The organism is Streptomyces monticola (assembly GCF_042665355.1).
GTDB classification, from domain to species: Bacteria; Actinomycetota; Actinomycetes; order Streptomycetales; family Streptomycetaceae; genus Streptomyces; species Streptomyces monticola.
Genome location: NZ_JBHTCF010000001.1, coordinates 353,979 through 378,168, shown reverse-complemented (window position 1 = coordinate 378,168; position 24,190 = coordinate 353,979). Strand labels below are relative to the sequence as shown.

Below are 24,190 nucleotides of genomic sequence, written 5' to 3'. Positions count from 1 at the left end.
GGACTCCCGAACCCCCTCCCCCGGGCCCCGGGCCCCGCTCGTCAGCAGTCCTCGTACACCTTCAATGGGCCCTGCGGCGCCGTGAAGGCCGGCAGGACGTCCTGGAGGAGCGCCACGAAGGCCGCGGCCACCCCGGTCGGCTCGACGCGCGAGAAAACCGTCAGGGCACGCTTCCACGCGGGCTCGACCGAGAGCACCACGCAGTCCTCGCCGACGGCGCCGCGGATCACGTGCGAGGGCGCGGTGGCGATGCCGACGCCGGACGCGGCCATGCGTACCGCCGTCGACGTGTGCTCGGTCCACACCGCCGTGCGCGGTGCGAACCCGGCCTGGCCGCAGGCCCAGTCGAGAAAACGCTGCCCTTGGACGACGGGCTCCATCGCACAGCGCACCCAGGGCCGGTCGGCGAGTTCGGCGAGCTCGACCGTCGTACGGCCCGCGAGGTGGTCGTCGAACGGCACGGCGAGAACGATCTCCTCCTCGCCGACAGGGGTGACGGAACCGGTCCAGTACTGCGGGGGCGGGCCCACGGCGAGATCGGCCACCCCCCGCTCCACCTGTTCTTCCAGCACCTCGGTGGTGCCGTATTCGTGCAGCAGGAGCTGGACACCGGGGTGGGTGCGGTGCCAGCGGGCGAAGACCTCGGGCAGGACGCCGACCGCGACCGCGTGCAGGGCGGCGATATGCAGCTCACCGCCTTCGGCCCCGGCTGCCGCGCGGGCGGCGCGCTGGGCCTGCTGTGCGCTGCGGACGGTGAGTTCGGCGTGCGGAAGAAAGGCCCGCCCCATGGGAGTCAGGCGTACGCCACGGGCCATGCGCTCCAGGAGCTCGCCGCCGACGGACTTCTCCAGGGCCTTGATCTGGTGGGACAGCGCGGGCTGCGTGACATGCAGGGCCTCCGCCGCGCGCGTGAAGGACGACTCCTCGACGACCGTGAGGAAGTACTCCATCTGTCGCAGACTCACGCGTTCCCCGCTCCCCGTTCCCGTTCGCGCTCCCCGTTCCCCGATGCCGCCCTGCCATAAGCGATGTGCATCGGATCCACAAAAACATTGCCTTGGACTCATGACAAGGCCGGGAGGGAGGCTGGGGATCATGAACACGACCCAGGAGAACCAGGCAAACCAGCAGCGTACCGGGGCGAACGAAGCCGACGTGATCGTGATCGGCGGCGGCACCGGCGGCTACTCCACGGCTCTGCGCGCGGCCCACCTCGGCCTGACCGTCGTCCTCGCCGAGCGTGACAAGGTGGGCGGCACCTGCCTGCACCGCGGCTGCATCCCCAGCAAGGCGATGCTGCACGCCGCCGAGCTGGTCGACGGCATAGCGGAGGCGCGCGAGCGGTGGGGCGTGAAGGCCACGCTCGACTCGGTGGACTGGCCGGCGCTGGTGGCGACGCGCGACGACATCGTGGCCCGCAACCACAAGGGAGTTGAAGCACATCTGTCGCACGCGCGCGTGCGGGTGGTCAACGGCAGCGCCCGGCTGACCGGACCGCGCTCGGTCCTGATCGAGGGGCAGGGCGAGTTCACCGCGCGTCGCGGCATCGTCCTCGCCACCGGTTCACGGCCGCGTACGCTGCCGGGCCTCGAGCCCGACGGGCGCCGCGTCGTCACCAGCGACGACGCCCTGTTCGCGCCGGGCCTGCCGGCCTCCGTGGTGGTACTGGGCGGCGGCGCCATCGGGGTCGAGTACGCCTCCTTCCACCGCTCCATGGGCGCCGAGGTCACCCTCGTCGAGGCCGCGGACCGGATCGTTCCGCTCGAAGACGCCGATGTCGGCCGCCACTTGACGCGCGGCCTCAAGAAGCGCGGTATCGATGTCCAGGCCGGCGCCAGGCTGACCGGCACCGAACTGCTCGCCGACGGCGTCCGGGTCACCGTGCGGACCGCACGCGGCGAGACCCGCTCCCTGGTGGCCGACCGGCTCCTCGTCGCAGTGGGCCGGGCGCCCGTCACGGACGGCCTCGGCCTGGCCGCCGCGGGGCTCGCCACCGACGAGCGCGGATTCGTGCCGCCCGCCGACTGGGCGCGGCTCGAGACCGCCGTACCGGGTATCCATGTGGTCGGCGATCTGCTGCCCCCGCCGTCGCTCGGCCTGGCCCACGCGTCGTTCGCCGAAGGCCTGTTGGTCGCCGAGACCCTGGCCGGGCTCGCCTCACCCGCGGTCGACTACGCGGCGGTTCCGCGAGTCACCTACTCGGCACCGCAGACCGCATCCGTGGGACTGAGCGAAAGCGAGGCACGCGCGCGTGGACACGAGGTCGAGACGAACACCATGCCCCTGACGGCGGTGGCCAAGGGCATGGTGCACGGCCAGGGCGGCATGGTGAAGGTGGTGGCGGAGCAGGGCGGCGGCCGGGTGCTCGGCGTCCACCTGGTGGGCCCGCATGTCTCCGAGATGATCGCGGAGAGCCAGCTGATCGTGGGCTGGGACGCGGAACCCGGCGACGTGGCCCGGCACATCCACGCCCACCCGACCCTGTCGGAAGCGGTCGGCGAGGCCTTCCTGACCCTGGCCGGACGCGGCCTTCACCAGCAGTAGCGGGAAGGGCTCACCAGCAGTAGCGGGATGGGCGACGTCGCACCTTCGGCGCGAGCCCCTGCCGGGAGCGCCGTCCAGAGGCACCGGAGTACCCCCGCGGACGCCGAACGAGCCGCCCGGCGCGCGGACTTCGGAGCGCTCCCGTCCGTAAGCGCGCAGTGGTACTGGCCGCTTGACAGTGACGGCTGCGCGTGGGGTACTGCGGTTGCGCAACGCCGGGAGGGCGATACGGGGGTGAGTCACCTGACGGAGCAGCACTACCCCAGCGTGACGGAACTCGTCCTTTCCGCACGGGCGTTGGCCGCTGAGCGGCCCGGTCTGTGCCGGTTGCGCCAGATCGGTGCGTCACGTGCGGGACGTCCCCTGTATGTGCTCTCCGTAGGGCGGGCCGCACGAGGCGTCCTTGTCGTGGCCGGGGCGCATTCCAACGAACCGGTGGGTGGCCCCACGGCACTCCACCTCGCCCGGCAGGTCCTGGACGTACGGGCATTGAGGGCCGACACGTCCTGGCACTTCCTGCTCTGTGCCGACCCGGACGGGGCAAGCCTGCACCGTTCGTTCGCGCCCCGCTCGCTGCTCGACTACCACCGGCACTTCTTCCGGCCCGCGGGCCCCGAGCAGCCGGAGTGGGCGCCGTCGGTGCTGCCGCCCGACCAGCTGCCGCCCGAGACGCGGGCGCTTCTCGCCCTCATCGACGAGGTGCGGCCCTACCTCCAGGTGTCGCTGCACGGCACCGATCTGGGCGGCAGCTGGGTGCAGTTGACGAAGGACATCCCCGGGCTCGCGGAGCCCTTCGCCAAGTCGGCCGCCGAGCTGCACATCCCGATCGAGACCAGCACATCGGACGCCGCGGGCTGGCCGGTGTCGGGGCCCGGCGTACACGTCATGCCGGAGCACGGCACCGACGCCCTTTTCCCCAGCCTGCCCGAGGACATCACGCTGTCCACATGGCACCACGCCCACCGCTACGGCGGCCGCACCGCGATCATCGAGGTGCCGATGTGGGCCAGCGACCTGGTCGACGACCCCGCGCGGCATCCGGCACCGCGCGAGGCCCTGCGTCAGATCTCGCGGCGGCTGCGCTCGGAGGCACTGCGGGTCGAGGCGGTGCTCGGGGAAACGGAGTTCGCGGACGCCGAGGAGCAGGCACTGCCCGAGGGCTGCGCGCCCCTCCTGCGGGCCTCCCTCTGGGCCCTGCGGCTTGTGCCCGGGCTCGCGGACGACTGGCTGCGGCCGCCGCCGCAGGACGCGACGATGACGTACGTCAGCAGCATCGACGCCTTCGGACGGCGGCTGCCGTTGCGGGCCGCGGCGATGCTGCTGCGGATCCTGGAAGAGGCGGAGGACCGGATGGCGCCGCGCCTGGAGCGCCTGGTCGCGCACTGGTCGGGCGCCTTCGAGATGCGCTTCAGGGCCCGTTGGGTACCGCTGGAGCACCAGGTCGAGCACCAGGCCCGCACGGTCATCGCGGCCGCACGGCACGCGTGCGTGGACCACGATTAGCCCCCCGCACAACCGGGCCGGCCCGCAAAGGACCGGCCCAGGAACACCACTGCTTCAGTCAGAAGCGAGAGCCCTACTTGAGCTTGAAGACGGACCCCGTCTCGGCGTGCATGGCGCACGCGTTGGAGAACTGCTTGGCGTACACCTTCCTGTGGTCGTCCCACATGCCGTACGCCGCCGCCGTCACGGGCTTGTAGATCATGGGGCAGGCGACGTCCTTGTGCGGGATCTTGTTGATGTCGCCGCCGGCCTTGCGCAGTTCGCGGCACGCCTTCGAGGCGTCCGGGTGACCGCCCTTGAGGAAGGGACAGTGCAGGGACTCGATGTCGATGGGGCCGAAGGCGTCGTCACCCTCCATGACCGCCACCATCATCCAGTTGCCCGGGAACGACTCCTGGCGCGTGTCCGCCTGTGCCGTACCTGCCCCCGCCGCGAGCAGCAGGGCCGCCGAGGCGGTGGCGAGGAGCCCGTTCCGTACCGTTCTGGCCATACGAACGTCACCGTTCCTTGAGTTCACCGTGCGCGCGGACGAATGTCGGCGCCGCTGCATCCATCGACACGACGGACGCGCGTGCTCACCTGTTCTCACTCGAACGGGACGTGCAGAAAGGGTTCGGTGTGCGCCGGTTGGCCTCACGCGACACCGCGCGGTCACCGCAACCCGGCCCCCGCACCGTCACTGCACGGCGAGCCTGAAGCTCATCGAGCCGAAGCTCACGTGGTCGCCCTCCTGGACGACGGCGGCGCCCACCACACGGCGGCCGTTGACACTCGTGCCGTTGGTCGAGCCGAGGTCGCGCAGTACCCACAGGCCGCCCTGCATACGCAGTTCGGCGTGGACGCGCGAGACGGTGTCGTGGCTGAGCCGCAGGCCGTTGGCCGGGTCACGGCCGATCCGCAGGGCGAACGGGCTCGGTGCGGGCAGCAGCAGCTTGGGCAGCCGCTCCGCCTGCCAGGCCCTGCGCACCCGGACGGTGAACGCGGAGACGGCGCCGACCGCATCGGTCACGAACTCGCTCCAGCGGCCGTTCTCGGCGGGCAGATCGGCGGTGAGGGCGGCCAGTTGATCGGCCCTGCGGGCGGCGAGCGCGAGTTCCATGCGGCGTACGAAGGTGTCGTGCGAGAGCCTGCCCTGAGCCGCGCCCTCACGCAGCGCGCGCAGCGCCTTGTCGCGTTCGGCGTCCGAGAGCCGCGCGGGATACGTGGGGAACTCGAAGGAGGACGTCACGTTCGCGATTGTCGGCCAGGGCGGCCGGAGTGTCCAGGAAACAGGGAAGTTGCCCTCTGTCCGCCCCCTCGCTGACCTGCGTGAACCGGAGGCGGCCCGGGAGTGGGCCCGGGGGAGCCGGGCCGGTAATGCCCTGGACGGGAGGGCCGCGGCACACGTAGGGTCCTCGCGACGCCCGGAACTACGGAAAGGAGGCGAGAGTCATGCGGTTCACACCCCTGTCACAGCGCTCCCGCCCCGTCCGTGCGGCGTCCCAGGTCTGACCGGGAGCGCATCACTTCGTTCCGGAGGACTTCTCCATGACCGATCTGGTCATCCGCGCGCTCACCGACGAGGACGCGCACCTGTTCCACTCCCTCGACGATCCCGGCCTGGTCGGCCGGGTGCTCACGGGTGTCGAGTACCGCACTGTCGCGCAGGGCGGCGACTACCGGCCCGACTGGACCTACGTGGCACTGCGCGGCGACCGTGTCGTGGCACGTGGCGCCTGGTGGGGCGGGCCCGAGGACACCGCGCCACTCAACATCAACTGGTTCGACTTCGCCGAAGGCGAGCAGCAGGCGGGCACCGAACTGCTGCTCAGGGCGCCCTTCGACGTCGAGTACGAGCTGATCCTGCCCGCCGACTGGCGGGAGCGCGCCGAGGCCAGGGCCGCCGCCGACGCCCGGATCGCCGCCGCCGAGGCGGCCGGAAAGCGGCTCCTGGTGGAGCGGCTTCGCTACGCCTGGACGCCGGAACACGGCCTCCCGGAGCGCCCCGGCCGTCTGGTGTTCCGCGAGGAGCACGACGACGACGTACTCCTGGACGTACTGCGCGCGATTCACTCCGTCACCCTTGACGCGCATGCACTGCGCGCCACCAAGGAGCACGGTCTGGAAAAGGCGGCACAAGAGGAGCTGGAGTACATCCACTGGTGCCCGGAGGCCTGGCCCCAGGTGGCCTTCACGCCCGAGGGCGAGCGGGTCGGTCTGCATCTGCCGTGCCGGATCCCGTCGGGCTTCGCGGCCGGTTTCATCGGGGTCGTACCCGAGCAGCGCGGCCACGGCTACGCGTACGACCTCCTGGTGGAGTCGACGCACTTCCTGGTCGAGCGGGGCGCCGAGCGGATCGTGGCGGCGACGGACGTGGACAACTTCCCGATGGCGGCGAATTTCGCCAAGGCGGGATATCCGGTGGCGCAGCGGCGGATCGACCTCGTGTAGGGCCCGCGACGGCCTCGTACGCCGGGTGAACAGCTCGCGCCAACTGCGCCGATTCCCCGGCGAATCGATCTCTTGTACCGCACCATGGACGGGCGAAGTCACTGGCAGCGTCCGGCCGGACACCGGTCGGCGACAGCAGACGGGGGGCCGTCCGTGCGGTTCGAGGTGTGGGCGCCGCAGGCGCAGGATCGGGTCACGCTCCAACTGGAGGGCAGCACGCGCGCGTTGGAGCGCGATCCGGCCCGTGCGGGCTGGTGGGCGGGCGAGGCGGAGGCGGTCCACGGCGCACGCTACGGCTTCGCCCTCGACGACGGGCCGGTGCACCCCGATCCGCGTTCCGCGCGGCAGCCTGACGGCCCCGACGGGCTGAGCGCGGTCGTGGACCACGACGCGTACACCTGGCGGGCCCCGTGGCCGGGGCGGGCGCTGTCGGGGGCGTCGGTCCTGTACGAGCTGCACATCGGTACGTACACCCGCGAGGGCACTCTGGACGCCGCCGCCGAACGCCTCGGCCACCTGGCCGAGTTGGGCGTCACCCATGTGGAACTGATGCCTCTGTGTCCGTTCCCCGGGACCCATGGCTGGGGGTACGAGGGCGTCTCGTTGTGGGCCGTGCACGAGCCCTACGGCGGACCGGAGGCGCTGAAGCGCTTTGTCGACACCGCGCACGAGCTGGGGCTCGGCGTGGTCCTGGACGTGGTCCACAACCACCTCGGCCCTTCCGGCAACCATCTGCCCAAGTTCGGGCCGTACTTCACGGACACCCATCACACCCCTTGGGGCGCCGCCGTCAACCTGGACGCGCCCGGCTCCGACGAGGTGCGGGCCTATCTGATCGGCAGCGCCCTGTCCTGGCTGCGGGACTACCGGATCGACGGCCTCCGCCTGGATGCGGTGCACGCGCTGCGCGACACGCGCGCGTGCCACTTCCTGGAGGAGCTGTCGACGGCCGTGGACGGTCTGGCCGCGGAGTCCGGACGCCCGCTGTTCCTGGTCGCCGAGTCCGACCTGTGCGACCCGGGGATCATCACCCCGCGCCGCGAGGGCGGCCTGGGGGTGCACGCCCAGTGGAACGACGACTTCCACCACGCCCTGCACACCGCCCTGACCGGTGAATCGCAGGGCTACTACGCCGACTTCGCCGAGGCGCCGCTGCGGGCGCTCGCCAAGACGCTCACGGGCGCGTTCTTCCACGACGGCGGCTATTCGAGCTTCCGCGGGCGCCGCCACGGCCGGCCCGTGGACCGGGTGCGCACCCCCGCGCATCGCTTCGTGGGCTACAGCCAGACCCATGACCAGATCGGAAACCGTGCACTAGGAGACCGGCTTTCGGCGGCGCTCTCCCCCGGGCAGCTCGCCTGTGCCGCCGCTCTCGCGCTCACCTCGCCCTTCACGCCGATGCTGTTCATGGGCGAGGAGTGGGCCGCGGGTACGCCCTGGCAGTTCTTCACCGACCACACGGACCCGGAGCTCGCGGACGCGGTGCGCCGGGGCCGCAGGCGGGAGTTCGCGCAGCACGGCTGGGCCGAGGACGACATACCCGACCCCCAGGACCCGGCCACGAGGGAGCGGTCCTGCCTGGACTGGGACGAGCGGGAGAACGAGCCGCACGCGCGCGTGCTCGACTGGTACCGCACCCTGATCGCACTGCGCCGCCGCCAGCCCGACCTGCGCGACCCGGACTTGGCCTCGGTGCGGGTCGCCTACGACGAGGCGGCGCGCTGGCTGGCGTTCCGGCGCGGTGATCTGCGGATCGCCGTGAACCTCGCCAAGGAGGCCGCGGAGATCCCGCTGCTCGGCAACAGGGCGCGGGTGCTCGCCTCCTGGGAGCCGGTCGAGGTACCGGGCCCGGACGGAACCCTGCACCTGCCGGCCGAGTCCTGCGTGGTGCTCGGCCCCCGCGAGTGAAACGGCCCGGCCGTCAGTGGCGCGCACCGCCCCGGTGCCCGGCCGCCGCCTGAACAGCACCGCACGACACCGCCCCGGACCTCATTCGACGACAGCCAGCTCCCGCGCGGTGTTGTTCAGCCGGTGGCCGCCCTCTTCGGTGACGGTCACGATGTCCTCGATGCGGACGCCGAAGCGGCCGGGAAGGTAGATGCCGGGCTCCACGGAGAAGCACATGCCGGGCACGAGGAGCTGCTCCTCGCCCTCGATCATGTACGGCGGTTCGTGGGTGGTGACACCGATGCCGTGGCCGGTGCGGTGGATGAAGTACTCGCCGTATCCGGCCTCGTCGATCATGGCGCGGGCGGCCCGGTCGACCTCCTGGCAGGCGATGCCGGGCTGTACGGCCGCGCAGCCCGCGTTCTGCGCCTCCCGTACGAGTTCGTGCACCTTCTGCTCTTCGGCGCCCGGCTCGCCGACGTGGACGGTGCGGGAGGTGTCCGAGCCGTAGCCGTGCTTGAGGCCGCCGAAGTCCAGGACGACCATGTCGCCGTGCTCGATGACGCGCTCGCCCGCCTCATGGTGCGGATTGGCGCCGTTGGGCCCCGAGCCGACCACGGTGAAGTCCACCTGGGAGTGCCCGAACTGCCGCAGCAGATCGGCCAGGTCACCGGCCACGTCCGTCTCCCTGCGGCCGGAGAAACGGACCTTGAGGATCTCCTCGTACGTGGCGTCCGCGGCGGCTCCGGCCGCGGCGAGCCGCTCCAGTTCGTGGACGTCCTTGACGGCGCGCAGCATCGGCAGCGCTTCGGTCAGGGAGGCGTACGACGTGCCGGGGAGCTCCTTCTGGAGGCCTAGCAGATGCATCGCCCAGGCGTTGTCGCTGATACCGAAGCGCCCGTCGACGTCCAGCAGCGGCGCCGTGACCGCGTACGGGTCCTTGCCGTCGGTCCAGTCCCGCAGGGTCAGCGCGGGCGCTCCAGGGGCGCGTTCGGCGTCCGGCGCCTCCAGGGTGGGCACGACGAGGACGGGGTCCTGGCCGGCGGCGAGGACGAGCAGGGTGAGCCGCTCGGTGACCGCGGTGGGCTGGTAGCCGGTGAGCCAGACGAGGTCGGGCCCCGGCGCGACGACGATCCCGGCGAGCCCGGCGTCGGCAGCGGACCGGGCGGCGCGTTCCATACGGGCCTTGTAGTCGTCGGCGGTGAACGGCGCGGGCGCGGTGGTCATGGCTGCCTCCTGAGTCGGTTCCCGTCCAGCATCATCACCCCCGCACCGGGCCGGGTGCGAACGCGGCTCCGCCCTCCAGGACGAGCGGGGCTCAGTCCTCCAGGACGAGTGGGGCTCCGCCCTCCAGGACGAGTGGGGCTCAGTCCTCCAGGACGAGTGGGGCTCAGTCCTCCAGGGCGAGCCGGGCTCCCAGGAGGCGGGCACCCGTGCCCTGTTGCCGGGCAGCGGGACCTCAGGGGTTTCCGACCAGGTGAACTAATGCTTGGATGGGGCAGCAAACATTAGAGCGATGACATGAGACGCAAGACTGGCGAGGGGGATCTGCCACCGTGCTCGTACTGGCCCAGATCAGCGATCTGCATCTCGACGGGACACCCCGGGCGACCGAGCGCGCCGAGCGCGTCATGAACCGGCTGCGCGGTCTGCACGCGCGCGTGGACGCGCTTCTCGTCACCGGCGACATCGCCGATCACGGCACGGAGGCGGAGTACGAGGAGGCGGCGCGCATCCTCGACGCCCCGTTCCCCGTACTCACCTGCCCCGGCAATCACGACCACCGCGCGCCCTACCGCAAGGCACTCCTCGGGGACACCGCCGGCAGCGCCCCCGACGCACCGGTCAACAGCGTCCACCGCGTCGGCGACACCGCGGTCCTGATGTGCGATTCGAGCATCCCCGGCAGCGACGAGGGACTGCTCGCCCCGGAGACGTACGCCTGGATCGAGGCGACGCTCGACGGCCTCGGCGACGGCGTGCCCGCGCTGCTCGCCTTCCACCATCCGCCGGTGGCCCTGCACCATCCGCTGCCGGACTCCTACGGCCTTCGCCAACCCCGGGAACTGGCCGCGCTGTTGGAGCGCCGTCCGCAGATCAAGGCACTCATCACCGGGCACGCCCACTCCCCCGCCGCGACCGTCTTCGCCGGGCGCCCGCTCGTCGTGGGCCCCGGCGTGACGTGGACGCTGCAGCTGCCGTGGGAGTCGCCCGAGGTGGCGGACCGTGCCGCCGACCCCGGGCTCGCCTTCCATGTCCTCGACGACGAGGGCCGGTTGACCACGCACTTCCGGTCGGTACGGGCCGACGGCTGACCCCACAGCCCAACAGCCCGCCCCTGGCTCAGGTCACCACCCCCGGCGTCACGGACAGGATCTGACGGCCCCCGTTCTCGTGCCGCACCGTCAGGTTCACCGCGGCGCCCGGCCGTGCGTCCCCGACCGCGGCCGCGAGGTCCGCCGCCGAACGCACCCGGCTCTTGCCGAAGGTGAGCAGGACATCGCCCCGCACCAGACCCGCCAGGTGTCCCGGCCCGGGGCTGTGCACGCCGACGAGCAGCGCGCCGTCGGCCTTCGGGGCGTCGACGGCCTCGACCCCCAGCGTCGCCCGCACGGCCCCGCCGACCGCACCGCCACTCGTACCGACCGCACCGCCACTCGTACGGGCCGCACCGCCACTCGTACCGACCGCACCGCCACTCGTACGGGCCGCACCACCACTCGTACCGTCCGCACCACCCTTCTCACGTCCCTTGCCGCCCTGCGGCTTCTGCTGGGACGGCTGCGCCGGCCTCTTGGGATCGGCCGCACCACTGCCCGGCCCCGCCGCCGCTCCCTCCTGCGCCGCGACACCCCCCTGCGCCGCCGCAGCCTGCTGCTTCAAGTCGGCCAGCTTGCTCATGCCGATGACCGTGGCGCCGACCGTGCCGAGGCCCACCCCGGCGAGTACGAGCACCACGGCCACCAACAAGCTGAAGAGTGCGGTCATCAGCCGCCTGCCGCGCCGCCGGGCGGCGTGCGGGCGGTGCCCCGCCCCGGTCGTGGGGGCCGTGCTGCCCGGCATCGGCTTCGGCCGCAACGCTGTCTGTTCCATGGCTCGCCTCCGCGTGATGCTCTACCCCACGGCTCGGCGCGGAACGATTCACGAAAGGGTGACGGGCCGTCACAGACAGTGGCACATACGACCGAAGCGCCAAGTAGCCGACCTCTCAAACCACCAACCCCTCAAGCCTCCAGGCCCGGACTCAGCCGCCGCCATGACCTCCCTCGTGCGGCCCGTGTCCCGCCCCGTGGTCGAACTTCAGGGCCTCCTTCGGCATGACCACGAACGGCCGCATCATCCCCATGTCCTCGTGCTCCAGCAGATGGCAGTGGTACATGAACCGCCCGTAGGCACCGTCGAAGCGGCCCATCACGCGCAGCATCTGGGGGCCCGGCACCCGGAACACGTCCTTCCAGCCGCGTTCGTTGGGCGCCAGGGGCAGTTGGGGGGTCGGGGTGTACGCGATCGGCGCGCGGCTGCCGCCGATGGCCGGATCGAAGCCGGACACGTCATAGGCGTCCCGGCCGAGCATCTGGAAGTCCGCGAGGTGGATGTGCATCGGGTGCGTGATCTGCGACAGGTTCAGGAAGCTCCACTGCTCGTAGGAGCCCTCGGCGATGGTGAAGCCGAGCCCGTCGTTGAAGGTGCGCGCGATCCGGCGGTAGGTCTTCACCTTGCCGTCCGCACCGCGCACTTGGATGATCCCCTCGGTCGGGATCTGCACGTCCGCCGCCTCGTGCGCGGTGAGTTCGGCCATCTCCCAGATCTCGGGGTGCCCGCCGCCGCCCTTGGTGGGCGGCGGGGTGAGCACGACCAGACGGTGGCCGTGCTCGATGTCGTGCGTGATCCGCCGGAAGGACCCGGAGAGCACCTCGGGCAGCTCGAAGGTGTCGCACCTGCCGCTCTCCCGCACCCGGAACTCCATGACCTGCGGGTACCGCACGTCGTTCACCGGGTCCGGCACCCCGGCCGGCTTGCCGCGCCCCTTGTCGACGAGGCGGAGGCGCCGTCCCGCGAGGGCCCGGAAGTCGATGAGGAGGTCGAAGCGCTCGGCCGGAGCGGCGGTCAGCGCGGGCAGCGCGTCGTCGAAGTCGACCGGCACGGGACGCGGCAGCAGACCGCCGTCGCTACCGATCTGGTGGAGCACTCCGGGCACCGGGTTGTCGTCCTCGTCGATGAGGACGAGGTTGTACGTCCGGGCGTTGGAGGCGTTCACGAGCCGGAAGCGGTACCAGGCGTCGTCCACGTCGGCGTACGGCCAGATCCGGCCGTTGACCGTCGTGTAGGGCCCGGTGAAGGGCAGCGACACTGGTTTTCCGGTCTCCGGGTTCCGCGGCTGCACGATGACGGTCTTGTGCAGCAGCCGCCCGTTGAGGGTGCCGTCCTCGTCGGTGTCGAGGTTGCGGTCGGCGAGCAGCAGCGGTATCTCCCGCTTCCCCGACGGCAGATGGAGCGCGTCCTCCTCGTCGTCACGCACCAGGTACGTGCCGTACAGGCCCGTGAACACGTTCCAGCGGGTCACGTTCATGGCGTGATCGTGGTACCACCACTGCACCGCCTGATGGTCGTTCGGGTACTCCGAGAGCTGGGCGTCCCCGTAGCCGACGGCGTTGTCGGCCCAGCCGTCGTTGCCGCCCCCGGTCTGCGCACCGTGCAGATGCGTCACGGTCCAGGCGGGCAGCGCCGCCACGTCCTTATTGGGCTCCGCGCCGCCGCGCCCCGGCTCGGTGCTGGCGGGCGGCAGCTTCGGGTCGCGCACCGGCACCTCGACGGAGGTGACCGGGTATTCGGAGCCGTGCGGGATCCGGTTGGTCCACGCGATCCGGACGCGCTGCCCACGCCGCACCTCGATGGTGGGCCCCGGCACGACGCCGTTGTAGCCCCACATCAGCGTGGGCGGCAGCTGCGGGTGCAGCCGCACCCAGGCGGGCCGCAGATTGATCTCTGTCTCGTGGCGTACATCCGTCGTGTGCGGCCTGAGCACCGGCGGCACGGTCAGCCGGCTTGTGTAAGGCACCAGTTCACCGTCCCTGACCTTCTCCTGGGCCGCTGTGCCCTCGCCGGTCAGCTGGTCGGTGATCCGCTCGATGATGTCGGTCAAGGCTGTTCCCCCCGTGAGCGAGCGTTCGTACGCGGTCGAACCGGGCGGCGCGTGGGTGCACCGCCCTCACCTCACAAGACCGAAGTCCACCCCGGCACAGTTGCGTGAATCAGGCATTCCGGCTGAAACGATGCGTTCGAGACGTGCATCCCGTGCGGAACGTTCACGACCGGAGGCGCGCCCCCGCCCCGCGTCTCACCCCGGGAAGCCGCGTACGTACCGCTTCTGCCAGGGGGTTTCCACCGCGTGCCGGTCGTAGTGCCTGCGTACGTACGCCACCGCCTCCGCGGCGGGCACCCCGTCGATTACCGCCAGACAGGCGAGCGCCGTGCCCGTACGGCCGCGCCCGCCGCCGCAGGCGACCTCGACACGTTCGGTCGCGGCCCGCTCCCAGGCGGCGCGCAGCACGGCGACGGCGTCCGCGCGGTCGCTCGGAAGGCGGAAGTCGGGCCAGCGCAGCCACCTCGACTCCCAGTCGGTGACGGGCGGTTGCTTGCCGAGCAGCAGAACGGCGTACGTCGGCGACGGCCCTGGCGGCGGCGGCCGGCGCAGGCCGCGCCCACGGACGAGCCGCCCCGAGGGCAGTCGCAGCACACCGGCGTCTTCTGGATTCCAGCTCTCGATCACGCTTTACGGTACGTCTGCGGGCGACACGGCCGCGGACCGTACGTCTGCGGGCGGTACGGCCGCGGACCGTACGTCTGCGGGCGGTACGGCCGCGGGTACGCAGCCGTACCTCTCAGGACACGGCGTAGTGGTGGGCGCCATGGGGCGGCAGGGCGAGTTCGGGCCGCCAGGCGGCGAGCACCCCGGCGGACGGCTCGAAGAGATCGTCCGGCAGCGCCCCCGGCTCGGTCCACGACCAGCGCACGATCTTGTCCGGCTCGGTCACCTCAGGGGTGCCCGACTCCACCTGGACCACCGCCGCCGCGGACAGCCGGGTCACGCCCTGCTTTCCGTCGACGAGTACGGCGACGATCCGTACCGCCGCGCGGTCCACCGACAGGCCTGTCTCCTCGGCCAGTTCGCGTACGGCCGTCTCCTCGAAGCCCTCGCCCGCGTCGACCTTGCCGCCCGGCAGCTCCCAGCGCCCGTCGTGCCCGAGCCCGAGGAGCACGCGCCCGCGCGCGTCGACCACGATGACCCCGACCCCGACGACGCCGTTCGGCGCGGGAAAGGCCCGTTCGGGCCGCTCGGCCCGCGCATCCCGTGAGGTGCCGGCGACAGGGGGCGTACGGCGGGACAAGCGGGCCTCCAGGGCTCTTCGGGAACTGCGTTCAAGGAGAAATTCAGGGGTACGTTCGACGGTTCCGGACGGGCGTTCGCGCCCAGAAGCACACAAAGCACCCGGTGGGCCGACTGATCGGATCCCAGGGTCACATGCCCGTGTCGAGTCCGATGCCACGGGTACTCGGCGTCCCTGCCACCCCGGACGGGTGGGGGTTCGCCGGCGCGAGCCAGTCATGGCCGATGGGCGGCGCCGACGGCCCCGTCCCGACCCCGTCCAGGGTGACCAGCTCCGCGGCCGTGCCTGGCCGTGGAGCCCGCGGCCGCCGCCGGGAACTGACCGGCACCCGGCGGCGGCCGCGCTCCCCTGCGCACGGCCCGCGGCACGCGCCCGTCCCCGTACGGCCCGCGGCACGCGCCCGTCCCCGTACGGCCCGCGGCACGCTACGGCCCGGCGGCCGCCGCCACGGCGGTCGGGAACAACTCCTCGAAGGGCGCCGCCGCTTCGGTCCCCGACCGGCCGAAGGGCGCGTCGAAGCTCCACACCAGGAAGAGCAGGAACACGATGAGGGCGCTGAAGAGCCCGGCGAGCAGGAGCTCCCGCGAGGAGCGGCGGATCTGCAGCGTGAAGATCAGGCCGATGGTCACCACGCCACCGGTGACGAGCCCGAACCAGACGACTCCGGGAAGCGTGGACTCCGCACTCTGCGTACGGGCGTGCCGGGCATCGTCGGCGATGGCGATCTGGTCGAGCAGCGGCTGGTACGCCTGGGCCTGGAGCTCATCGCCCGGCGCCTGCTGAGTGATGTCGGTACGCAGCCGGTCGAGCAGCACCGCGCCCCGTTCGGGCACCGCCTGGTGCCGGGTCATCTGCGGCCACTCCGCGGTGACGACATGCGAGACATACGCGTCGACCTCGTCGCGCCTGCGCTCGCGCACCTCCTGCGGATAGACCTGGGAGCGCTGGGTGACCTCGTACAGCGCCTGGGCCTCGCGGCGCACGGAGTCCTCGGCGGCGTTGCGGGCCTCCCAGACGCCGGCGATGGCCAGACCGAGGACGATCGCGTAGACCACGCCGACCATCATGACCATGTACTCGATGACGTCGGGCGTCTCACTGGTGTCCTCGTCCGCCGCCTTGCGGTGCCGGATCAGCGTGATGGTGAGGACCAGGGCGCAGACCAGCGTCATGGCGAGGGTCAGGACCAGCCATTCGGACACGAGAGGGCTCCAAGTCGGTGTCGGGCGAGTGGATATCGGACGGGTCTGTACGGGGCAAGTGCGGGTCGGGGCGAGGCAAGTACGGGTCGATATCAGCCAAGTCCGATGTGCCTACGCCGAGTTGGGGCCGGTCATGAGGCCGAGCGGCGGCCTCCGGAGCCCGACGAGTGCGGGCGCAGCGCCGCCGCCGCGAGGACGGCGGGGACGGTCATGACGACCATCATCGTGACCGGGGACATCCCGTCGGGGCCGGGGCGCCGCAGCACAGTGCTGCGGTAGGGGCGTACGGCGAAGGCCCGGTCGGCGGGCTCCGCGCGCGGCCCGTCCTCGGCCCGGGGCACGACAGGTGGGGGCGCGACCGGTGCGGGCTCGGCCGGCACGGCGGCCTCGGGGAGCGCGGGGCCCGGTGCGGGCGGGCGCGGCGGAGGCGTGGGCGTCGGCACATCCTCTGGATCCGGCGCGGGCGGCACAGGCGGCACGTCCGGCGGCATGGACTCGACCGGCGGCGGTTCGGGCCGGGCAGGTGGAGGAGGAGGCGGCGGAACGGGGCGGTCCGTAGGGGGCACCGAGACCAGCGCCTCACCCTCGACCGTCAGGACCGGCTTCTCCGGACCGCCCTCGGGTGCGCATAAGCCGACCCGGCCTGCGACGGTGGCCTCAAGGACTCCGTCGACGGTGGCCCCGAGCCCGGCTCCGCCGTCGACGGGACACAGCGCGAGGACTCCGAAGCCGAGTCCGGTCAGGGACGGCCAACCGATCACACACGGCTCCTCGCCTTCAGGGGCTGTGGCCCACCCGTGACCAGGGGCCGCGCCACCGAGGACGTACGGTGTGCGGCCCCCGGCCGGTCCTGGACGTGGCCGCGCGGGGCGGCCACCGGTCATGATCGCGAAAGACGATCACACGAAGGGAAACGAACGACCCGCCGCTTCGATACGGCGTCGGACCGGCGAATTCAGCGTCCCGCCGGCGTCACGTCAGCGGGCCGGGACGGGCCCGGACCGGCCGGTACAGGGACGTCACAGCGGTCGGCGGCCCGGTCGGCGAGCAGCGGGCCTTCAGGGCGCCACTTCGGCGGAGCCCCGCATCGCCGTCATCGCCGTCACTTGGGCGGAGCCCTGCATCGTCGTCGCGTCGGCGGACCCCGGATCCGCGGACGCGACCCGCCACACGGCCGCCGCGTGACACGCCCCCCGCCCGTCGGCGCGTGCGACGATCCGGCCGCCCTCGATGCGTACCGCCGCCTCCGTACCGTCGCTCACCGCGGGTACGCCCGCCGCATCGGCGAGAACACCCTGTCCGTCGTAGACCAGACGGAGGCGCGGCCAGGCGGCGGCCGGGAAGGCGTGGCGCAGGCAGGCGACGACCTCGGCGACGGCGAGGCGGGCCAGCGGCACCAGTTCGTCCGGGTCGCCGGTGACGAGGACCGCCGTGACGGCGGCCCCGTCCGGTGCGGCGCGCACCGCCTCCTCGACGGCCTCCAGGCGGTGCAGGCCGAGGACCGCGAGGACGCCGTCGCCGTCGAGCCGCACCGGCCTGCCGCTCACGGCGTCCGTCACCGGACCCGGCGGCGCCCACTCCTCGTCGACAGGGCGGGCCTTGGGTACGTACGGCAGGTGCGGCGGGTCCCAGACATCGTCCAGGTCGAGGTCGGCGAGGCGTTCACAGGCCGCGACGACATGGAAGGGCTCGGAGAACCCGGGTGCCGCGTCGGCGAGTTGGCGTGCGCCGTGCAGAGTGGTGAGCACGGATTCGGCCACACCCACGAGGCGTTCGCGGCCGCCGGGGCGCAACCGCTCGGCGGGCCGCAGCTGTTCGACGGCGAGCCCGAGCAGCACCGCGTCGACCTTCATGAGCTGCGCGAACGGCATCCGGATCCGCTCCTCGACCAGCACTTCGGACATCAGGTACGCACCGAGCCTGGCATCGCCGCGCTCGTCGGCGAGCGGCAGCCGTCCGACCCAGGCGCGGGCGAACGCGCCGAGCGCCGTCCTGCGGGTGCGGCCCGGCTGCGCGGCTGCGGCGGAGCGCGGGGTGCGTTCGGCGAGTTCCGCGAGGACCGCGAAGTAGAGGGCCCGTTTGCCGGGGAAGTTGGAGTAGACCGCGCCGCGGGTCAGGCCCGCGCGCTCGGCGATGCCGTCGACCTTCGCGCCGGGGAAGCCGCGTGCGGCGAACTCCTCCCTGGCGGCGGCGAGCACTTTGGCGCGATTGCGCTCCTGCAGCTGCGCCCTGCTGAGCCGGCCCATTGCCCTCACTCGTTCATGCCTGTATGCATTGCCGTCCGCGTCAACGCCTCGGCGCCGCACGGCAGTCGGCACACATTGCCGTCCGTCGCGGGTCAAGATACCGTTCCTTTCACATGGTGGCGTCATCTGATCCCGGCATTTGAGGATCCAGGCATTTGAGGTACGAGTGGCACGTATCGGCGACAGCGAATCCCTGCTGAAGTGCACCTTCTGCGGCAAGAGTCAGAAGCAGGTCAGGAAGCTCATCGCGGGCCCCAGCGGCATCTGCATCTGTGACGAGTGCGTGGGCCTGTGCAATGAGCTCATCGCGGAGGAGGCGGAGGAGACCGCGCAGGGCGAGCCGCGTGAACTGCCCACGCCTGTAGAGATCTTCACGTTCCTCGAGCAGTACGTCATCGGGCAGGAGGACGCCAAGAAGACGCTGTCGGTCGCGGTCTACAACCACTACAAGCGCATCCGGCAGGACGGCGAGCAGGGCGGCCGCCAGCACCCCTCGACGGTCGGGGCTCCCGAGCCCGTGGAGCTCGGCAAGTCCAACATCCTGCTGATCGGGCCGACCGGCTGCGGCAAGACGTATCTCGTGCAGACGCTTGCGCGGATGCTCGACGTGCCGTTCGCGATCGGCGACGCCACAGCCCTGACCGAGGCGGGCTATGTGGGCGAGGACGTGGAGAACATCCTCCTCAAGCTCCTCCAGGCCGCCGACTACGACGTGGAGAAGGCCCAGAACGGCATCATCTACATCGACGAGATCGACAAGGTGGCCCGCAAGAGCGAGAACCCCTCGATCATGCGGGACGTGTCGGGCGAGGGCGTGCAGCAGGCCCTCCTGAAGATCCTTGAGGGCACGGTCGCGTCGGTGCCGCCGCAGGGCGGACGCAAGCATCCGCAGCAGGAGTTCATCCAGTTCGACACGTCCCAGGTGCTCTTCATCGTGGGCGGCGCCTTCTCCGGCCTCGAGCGGATCATCGAGCAGCGCTCGGGCAGCAAGGGCATCGGCTTCACGATGGCGCCGCGCCCCGAGCAGCCGGGTCAGCCGAACCTCGCCGAGCGACCCTTCGCCGGAGTGCAGCCACAGGACCTGCTGAAGTTCGGCCTGATCCCGGAGATCGTGGGCCGGCTGCCGATGATGACGGCGGTCGACCCGCTGGACCGCACCGCCCTGGTCCGTATCCTCACCGAACCGCGCAACGCGCTCCTGAAGCAGTACCAGAAGCTGTTCGAAATGGACGGCGTGGAGCTCGAGTTCACCGACGACGCCATCGAGGCCATCGCCGAGCAGGCCCTGCTGCGCCGCACCGGCGCGCGGGCGGCCCGCACGATCCTCGAAGAGGTGCTCCTGAACGTGATGTACGAGGTGCCGAGCCGCGACGACGTGGCGCGCGTGGTGGTCAGCCGTGACACCGTGCTCGACAACGTCAACCCGACGCTGGTGCCGCGCGACGAGACCGGACCGCACGAGAAGTCCGCCTGAACGCCTCCGCCCGCCTTCGCCGCGCGCGGCTCACCACGTGACCGACAGGCTCACCACGTGACCGGCAGGCTCACCACGTGACCGGCAGCGCCTCAAGGCCGCACACGCGACTGCCCGCCGCCCACGTCAACTCACTCTCTGGTACGGCGAGTTCGAGACCGGGCAGACGGCGCGCCACGGCGGCCACGGCGACCTGGAGCTCGACCCGGGCCAGATTGGCGCCGAGGCAGTAGTGCGGTCCGATGCCGAAGGACACATGCCGGTTGTCGGCGCGGTCCGGGTCGAAGGTCTCCGGTTCGGGGAAGCGCCGCGGGTCCTGGTTGGCCGCGACGAACGGCGCGAGGATGCCCTGCCCCTTGCCGACCACGGCACCCGACGGAAGCCGCACCTCCTGCTTCGCCACCCGGAGCAGCGCCCCGTGGCCGGGAATCTCGACCCGCAGGATCTCTTCGACCGTGTCCGCGACGCGCTCGGGTGCGGCGCGCAGCGCGGCCAGCCGGCCGGGGTGACGAAGGAGGGCGAGGGTCCCGCGTGAGATGACGTTGGCGGTGGTCTCGTGCCCGGCGATGATCAACCCGCGGACCATATTGGCCAGTTCGTCGCCGCTGAGGCGTTCGGCGTCCTCGTCACGGGCCGCGATCAGATCGTCGATGAGGTCGGCGCGCGGCCGGCGCCGGTGATCGGCGATGAGTCCGTCGACGTACGCGGAGAAGTCGAGGCCCGCGCGCATGCGCTCGTCGGTGTCGGCGGCCGTCAGGGAGAGCAGCAGGTCCGACCACTTGCGGAACAGCGGGCTGTCCTGCGCCGGCACGCCGAGGAGCCGGCAGATCACCTCCACCGGGAGCGGGAAGGCGAAGGCGGAGCGCAGATCGGCGGGCGGGCCGGCGTCGAGCATCGTGTCGAGCAGGCCTTCGGCGATCTCCGTGATCTGCGGCCGCCACTTCTCGGCGGCCCGTGGCGTGAACGCGCCCTGCACGATGCGGCGAAGCCGGGCGTGCTCGGGCGGGTCCATGTTGGTCAGGGAGTTCGGGTCCTCGCCGAAGTCCGCGGCGGCGAGCATGCGCGGGGCGCCGGGGTAGCGCAGATTGCGGGAGAAATGCTGGCTGGTGTGCACCTCGCGGATGTCGTCGAAGCGGGTGGCCAGGAGCACTTCGTCGCCGCTCGGCAGGGTGATGGTGCTGACCGGAGCGGTCTCGCGCCGCTCCCGGTAGGCCATCGGACAGCCGCCGTACGCTCCGGGCGGGAACGGGTACGTACCGCTGTCCGGCACCGTCGTGCTCATGGCGTGGCTCCTCCCGGGCGGGTGAACGGCCGTGCGTTACGCCGTATCTGACAGCCAGTCATATTCCGTCCGGGCCCGTCAAGAGTGCCTCTGGCCGCACGGTGCGTACGCGGCCCTCACGCCTCCGCGGCCCTCATGCCTGAGCGACCCTCACGCCTCCGCAGGCGCGCCCACGGGCCGCACCGCGAACTCGTCCGGCACGATCACCCCCGACAGCTCACGCTGCCGCCGCGCGCACCGCTCGGCGAGTTCGCGCGCGGTCAGGAGCGCGTTCTCGGCTGTGACGGTCGCGACCAGACGCATCCGGCCGCCACCGCTCTCCGCGCGGGCACCGGCACGGTCACCAGCGCCGACAACGCCGTCCGCGCTCAGCCGCAGGCGGCAGTCGGTCACGCCCGGGACGTCCAGGATCATCCGCCGGGTCAGGGCCGCGTCGTAGGCGACCCCGCTGTGGTGGCCCACGACGAGTTCGGCCGCCGCGTCGAACGGCTTGACCGGCACCTCGGCCACGGCTCCCTGCGCGCCCGTGCACAACAGCTGCAGGACGGCGGCCAGTTCGTCCACGAGTTCCTCGACGGGCCGCTCACGCCACACCGGCGGGGCGGCGCTGAGGGTCACCGACAGCGCACCGCCGGCGCCCTCGGTGATCAGGGCGGCGAGGTCGGCACGGCCCGGCGGCGCGGGCCTGTTCCGGGAGCTCTCACGTCCGGCGGGGATGGCGGGGGCCATGGTGTCGCGGCCGCCGAAAAGCGCGGGAATGTAGTTGATCTCAAATGCGGGGCGGAACTCGGCGCCCGCTCTGACGGCCGGGTCGTCGAGGCGCTCGAGGAGTTCACCGGGGTCGTAGAGGCCCTTCGTCCAGGAGCCGACGCGCACTTTGAAGACCTGGGCGAGGCGGTCGGTCAGGGAATCCGCGGAACTCCCCGGGATATGCAGATACACGCCGCTCGCCAACTGGGCCACGGCGCCCATCTCGTCGGGGTGGAAACGATTGGCGGTGACACAGCGGACGACGTGCTCGTGCCGGCCGGTCCAGGCGCCGACGAGCACGCTGAGCGCGGTCGTCCACAGCGTCTCGGCGGTGACGCGCAGCGCCCGGCAGGCCTCGGACACGGCGGCGACGTCCGCCCCCGTGAGGACCCGTTTGTACGTACGGAACTCCTCCTCCGGGCGCCGGTCGGCGCCGGAGTAGGTGCAGGCACGCGGGGCCGCCGCCAGGTGGTGAAGCCAGTGCTCGGTGCTCGTGGCGATCCGCCGTTCGGCGCTGGCGCCCGCACAGGACAGGGCGCCCGCCTGGGCGCGTTCGGGCACTTCGGGCAGTGGTTCCCCGGCGAGCAGCAGCGCCAGGTCGCGCGCGACGGTCTGGGCGCCGAGCCCGTCGACGAACAGATGCGAGAGCCACAGGCCGACGGCGAGCGGCCGCCCCTCACGCCGGTGGATCACGCAGTGGACCGCGCCGCGCTCGGGGTCGACGGCCACCGCCGGCAGCGTCTCGGCGTACGCCTCGTACGCCTCGTACGCCTCGTACGCCTCCGGGCCGATGTCCTGCGGCACCTCGACGCGCGTCACGGGCAGCTCGGCCGCGGCCGCGGCGGCCGGGCGTATCGCCTGATCAGGGGCGTCGGCTCGCGGTCCGGGCACGAGTACGGCGCGCAGCCCCTCGTGCCGGGCCAGGAGGGTGTCCACGGCCTCGCGCACGGCGTGCTCCGTGGTGCCCGGGGGAACCGGTTCGCAGACCTTGAGGACTTCCTGGGGCGTCCGCTCCCGCCAGAGGCCGAGATGGGTGCGCTGAACGGGGTTGAGCGGGAATCTCTTTACGGCCTCGGGCACGTGAACTCCCCTGTCTCATTTATGTAGTTGTTGTTGGTAGCAGGACGCCCGAGTAATCCGCAATGCACGCCAGCGGGGCGCGGTTCGCGCTGCCCCGCCATTCAAGTGCTTCTCTTTTACACGCCCGTTTCGGCCCTTTTCAGCCACCGCCGACGGACTTAGGAGAACCCGCCACCGAGGCCCCTTCGCTGAAGCTCCTTCGCTGAGGGCAGAACGTGTTCCCGCCCCGCACCGCACCCGGCCCTCCTAGGCTGGAGAGGTGAGCAGCCCTGAGCCTCAGAAGGCCGACGAAGCCCGTGTCATCCCCCTGCGCCGCCCGGCCGTGGCGCCGGTGCCCGCTCCGGTGCCCGGCGCCAAGGAGCCCCTGTGGCGGGATGTCGTGGGCGACGTCTTGCGCCGCGAACGCCTGGAGCAGGAGCGCACCCTGAAGGAGGTGGCCGAGGCCGCCCGCATCTCGATGCCGTATCTGTCCGAGGTGGAGCGCGGCCGCAAGGAGGCCTCGTCCGAGGTTCTCGCGGCCGCCGCGCACGCGCTCGGCCTGAGCCTGGCCGATCTCCTGGGCCGGGGCCAGGAGGAAGTCGTCCGGCTCACGGGAGCGGGCCGGATGACCGGCGCGCGGCGCGCGGGCCCGACCGCGAGCATCGCACGCGGCGACGCGCGCGTGCCCACGTACGGCGCCGGCATGTCCGCGTACGACATCCGCCTGGCGGCGTAGGGCACGGCACCCCCCCAAGTCGCCCCGCGCGCTGCGACGTTCGAGCCTCAGGCCGCGAACCGCTCCCCCATGACCCTGCGGCTGAGCACTTCGTCGGCGATCCCGTACGCCACCGCCTCCTGCGCGGTGAACACCTTGTCGCGGTCCATGTCCGCGCGCAGCGTCGCCGTGTCGTGCTGGGTGTGCCGGGCGAGTACCTCCTCGATCTGCGAGCGGATCCGGAGCATCTCCTTGGCCTGCAGGCTGAGATCGGACACCGTGCCGCGCTGTCCGCCGGTGGCGGGCTGCCCGAGCAGCACCCGGGCGTGCTCAAGGACGAACCGCCGTCCCTGGTCGCCGCCGGCGAGCAGCACGGCCGCGGTGGAGGCGGCCTGGCCGACGCAGAAGGTGGAGATCGGGGCGCCGACGAAGGTCATCGTGTCGTAGATCGCCATCAGCGAAGTGAACGATCCGCCGGGCGAGTTGATGTAGATCGCGATCTCCTGTCCCGGGTTCGACGCCTCCAGGTGGAGCAGCTGCGCGATCACGACATTGGCGACGCCGTCGTCGATCTCGGTGCCGAGGAAGATGATCCGCTCGGAGAGCAGCCGGCTGAAGACATCGTAGGAACGCTCGCCCTGCGGGGTGCGCTCGACGACGTTCGGGATCGTGTACGAGCCCATCGTCAGGCCGTACGTGTGTGTCGAGC

Annotated in this window: 21 protein-coding genes; 7 read left to right on the top strand and 14 right to left on the bottom strand. The window is 71.9% G+C overall.

Going from position 1 to position 24,190, the window contains the following annotated elements; all coding sequences use genetic code 11:
• Positions 1-41 precede the first annotated feature (41 nt).
• A complete protein-coding gene (locus ACFQVC_RS01535) occupies positions 42-965 on the bottom strand; it encodes a LysR family transcriptional regulator (protein ID WP_381825543.1) in 924 nt (307 codons plus the stop codon).
• Positions 966-1,095: 130 nt separating this feature from the next.
• Between ACFQVC_RS01535 and lpdA the strand changes: the two genes are divergently transcribed.
• Entirely contained in the window at positions 1,096-2,544 is a 1,449-nt protein-coding gene (gene lpdA / locus ACFQVC_RS01530) for a dihydrolipoyl dehydrogenase (protein ID WP_381825541.1), read from the top strand.
• A 234-nt stretch (positions 2,545-2,778) separates the two neighbouring features.
• Positions 2,779-4,047 carry a M14 family zinc carboxypeptidase gene (locus ACFQVC_RS01525; RefSeq protein WP_381825539.1) on the top strand — a complete coding sequence of 423 codons (1,269 nt, stop codon included), beginning with the start codon at positions 2,779-2,781 and terminating at the stop codon, positions 4,045-4,047.
• Positions 4,048-4,120: 73 nt separating this feature from the next.
• On the opposite strand, the gene ACFQVC_RS01520 is transcribed toward ACFQVC_RS01525, so the two are convergent.
• Both ACFQVC_RS01520 and ACFQVC_RS01515 read right to left on the bottom strand, forming a co-directional pair.
• Entirely contained in the window at positions 4,121-4,537 is a 417-nt protein-coding gene (locus ACFQVC_RS01520; RefSeq protein ID WP_381825537.1) for an SSI family serine proteinase inhibitor, read from the bottom strand.
• Positions 4,538-4,723: 186 nt separating this feature from the next.
• The gene (locus ACFQVC_RS01515) at positions 4,724-5,275 is read right to left on the bottom strand and encodes a DUF1707 and FHA domain-containing protein (RefSeq protein ID WP_381825535.1); all 552 of its coding nucleotides are present in this window, start codon (positions 5,273-5,275) and stop codon (positions 4,724-4,726) included.
• 299 nt (positions 5,276-5,574) lie between these two features.
• Between ACFQVC_RS01515 and ACFQVC_RS01510 the strand changes: the two genes are divergently transcribed.
• Together ACFQVC_RS01510 and treZ are read left to right on the top strand one after the other, a co-directional pair.
• Positions 5,575-6,477: a GNAT family N-acetyltransferase gene (locus ACFQVC_RS01510; RefSeq protein ID WP_381825533.1), complete on the top strand. Its 903-nt coding sequence runs from the start codon at positions 5,575-5,577 to the stop codon at positions 6,475-6,477.
• Positions 6,478-6,630: 153 nt separating this feature from the next.
• Positions 6,631-8,385, top strand: a complete 1,755-nt coding sequence (gene treZ, locus ACFQVC_RS01505) for a malto-oligosyltrehalose trehalohydrolase (protein ID WP_381825531.1) — start codon at positions 6,631-6,633, stop codon at positions 8,383-8,385.
• An 81-nt stretch (positions 8,386-8,466) separates the two neighbouring features.
• Here the strand turns inward: treZ and ACFQVC_RS01500 are convergent, their stop codons facing one another.
• The gene (locus ACFQVC_RS01500) at positions 8,467-9,591 is read right to left on the bottom strand and encodes an aminopeptidase P family protein (protein WP_381825529.1); all 1,125 of its coding nucleotides are present in this window, start codon (positions 9,589-9,591) and stop codon (positions 8,467-8,469) included.
• Between the two features lie 329 nt (positions 9,592-9,920).
• Here ACFQVC_RS01500 and ACFQVC_RS01495 point away from each other — a divergent pair, with 329 nt between their 5' ends.
• A complete protein-coding gene (locus ACFQVC_RS01495) occupies positions 9,921-10,679 on the top strand; it encodes a phosphodiesterase (protein WP_381825527.1) in 759 nt (252 codons plus the stop codon).
• 28 nt (positions 10,680-10,707) lie between these two features.
• On the opposite strand, the gene ACFQVC_RS01490 is transcribed toward ACFQVC_RS01495, so the two are convergent.
• From ACFQVC_RS01490 to ACFQVC_RS01460, 7 genes are all read right to left on the bottom strand, one after another.
• Positions 10,708-11,457: a PDZ domain-containing protein gene (locus ACFQVC_RS01490; protein ID WP_381825525.1), complete on the bottom strand. Its 750-nt coding sequence runs from the start codon at positions 11,455-11,457 to the stop codon at positions 10,708-10,710.
• A 151-nt stretch (positions 11,458-11,608) separates the two neighbouring features.
• Complete coding sequence (gene phsA / locus ACFQVC_RS01485) at positions 11,609-13,507, bottom strand: O-aminophenol oxidase PhsA (RefSeq protein WP_381825523.1); 1,899 nt, start codon at positions 13,505-13,507, stop codon at positions 11,609-11,611.
• A 195-nt stretch (positions 13,508-13,702) separates the two neighbouring features.
• A complete protein-coding gene (locus ACFQVC_RS01480) occupies positions 13,703-14,134 on the bottom strand; it encodes a protein-tyrosine phosphatase family protein (RefSeq protein ID WP_381825521.1) in 432 nt (143 codons plus the stop codon).
• Between the two features lie 112 nt (positions 14,135-14,246).
• A complete protein-coding gene (locus tag ACFQVC_RS01475; protein WP_381825519.1) occupies positions 14,247-14,753 on the bottom strand; it encodes a nucleotide triphosphate diphosphatase NUDT15 in 507 nt (168 codons plus the stop codon).
• A 425-nt stretch (positions 14,754-15,178) separates the two neighbouring features.
• A complete protein-coding gene (locus ACFQVC_RS01470; RefSeq protein WP_381825517.1) occupies positions 15,179-15,955 on the bottom strand; it encodes a bestrophin-like domain in 777 nt (258 codons plus the stop codon).
• Positions 15,956-16,086: 131 nt separating this feature from the next.
• On the bottom strand, positions 16,087-16,716 hold the full coding sequence (locus ACFQVC_RS01465; RefSeq protein ID WP_381825515.1) for a hypothetical protein: 630 nt from the start codon (positions 16,714-16,716) through the stop codon (positions 16,087-16,089).
• A 297-nt stretch (positions 16,717-17,013) separates the two neighbouring features.
• Positions 17,014-18,201, bottom strand: coding sequence for a TetR/AcrR family transcriptional regulator (locus ACFQVC_RS01460; RefSeq protein ID WP_381825513.1), 1,188 nt, complete (start codon positions 18,199-18,201; stop codon positions 17,014-17,016).
• Positions 18,202-18,367: 166 nt separating this feature from the next.
• Between ACFQVC_RS01460 and clpX the strand changes: the two genes are divergently transcribed.
• On the top strand, positions 18,368-19,675 hold the full coding sequence (gene clpX, locus ACFQVC_RS01455) for an ATP-dependent Clp protease ATP-binding subunit ClpX (protein WP_381825511.1): 1,308 nt from the start codon (positions 18,368-18,370) through the stop codon (positions 19,673-19,675).
• A 70-nt stretch (positions 19,676-19,745) separates the two neighbouring features.
• On the opposite strand, the gene ACFQVC_RS01450 is transcribed toward clpX, so the two are convergent.
• Entirely contained in the window at positions 19,746-20,957 is a 1,212-nt protein-coding gene (locus ACFQVC_RS01450) for a cytochrome P450 (RefSeq protein WP_381825509.1), read from the bottom strand.
• Positions 20,958-21,107: 150 nt separating this feature from the next.
• Positions 21,108-22,787 (bottom strand): condensation domain-containing protein, encoded by a 1,680-nt coding sequence (locus ACFQVC_RS01445; RefSeq protein ID WP_381825507.1) that lies wholly within the window; start codon positions 22,785-22,787, stop codon positions 21,108-21,110.
• A 259-nt stretch (positions 22,788-23,046) separates the two neighbouring features.
• On the opposite strand from ACFQVC_RS01445, the gene ACFQVC_RS01440 reads away from it, so the two are divergent.
• Positions 23,047-23,502 (top strand): helix-turn-helix domain-containing protein, encoded by a 456-nt coding sequence (locus ACFQVC_RS01440; protein ID WP_381825505.1) that lies wholly within the window; start codon positions 23,047-23,049, stop codon positions 23,500-23,502.
• A 47-nt stretch (positions 23,503-23,549) separates the two neighbouring features.
• Here ACFQVC_RS01440 and ACFQVC_RS01435 read toward each other — a convergent pair whose 3' ends face one another.
• Entirely contained in the window at positions 23,550-24,164 is a 615-nt protein-coding gene (locus tag ACFQVC_RS01435; protein ID WP_381827036.1) for a ClpP family protease, read from the bottom strand.
• Positions 24,165-24,190 lie beyond the last annotated feature (26 nt).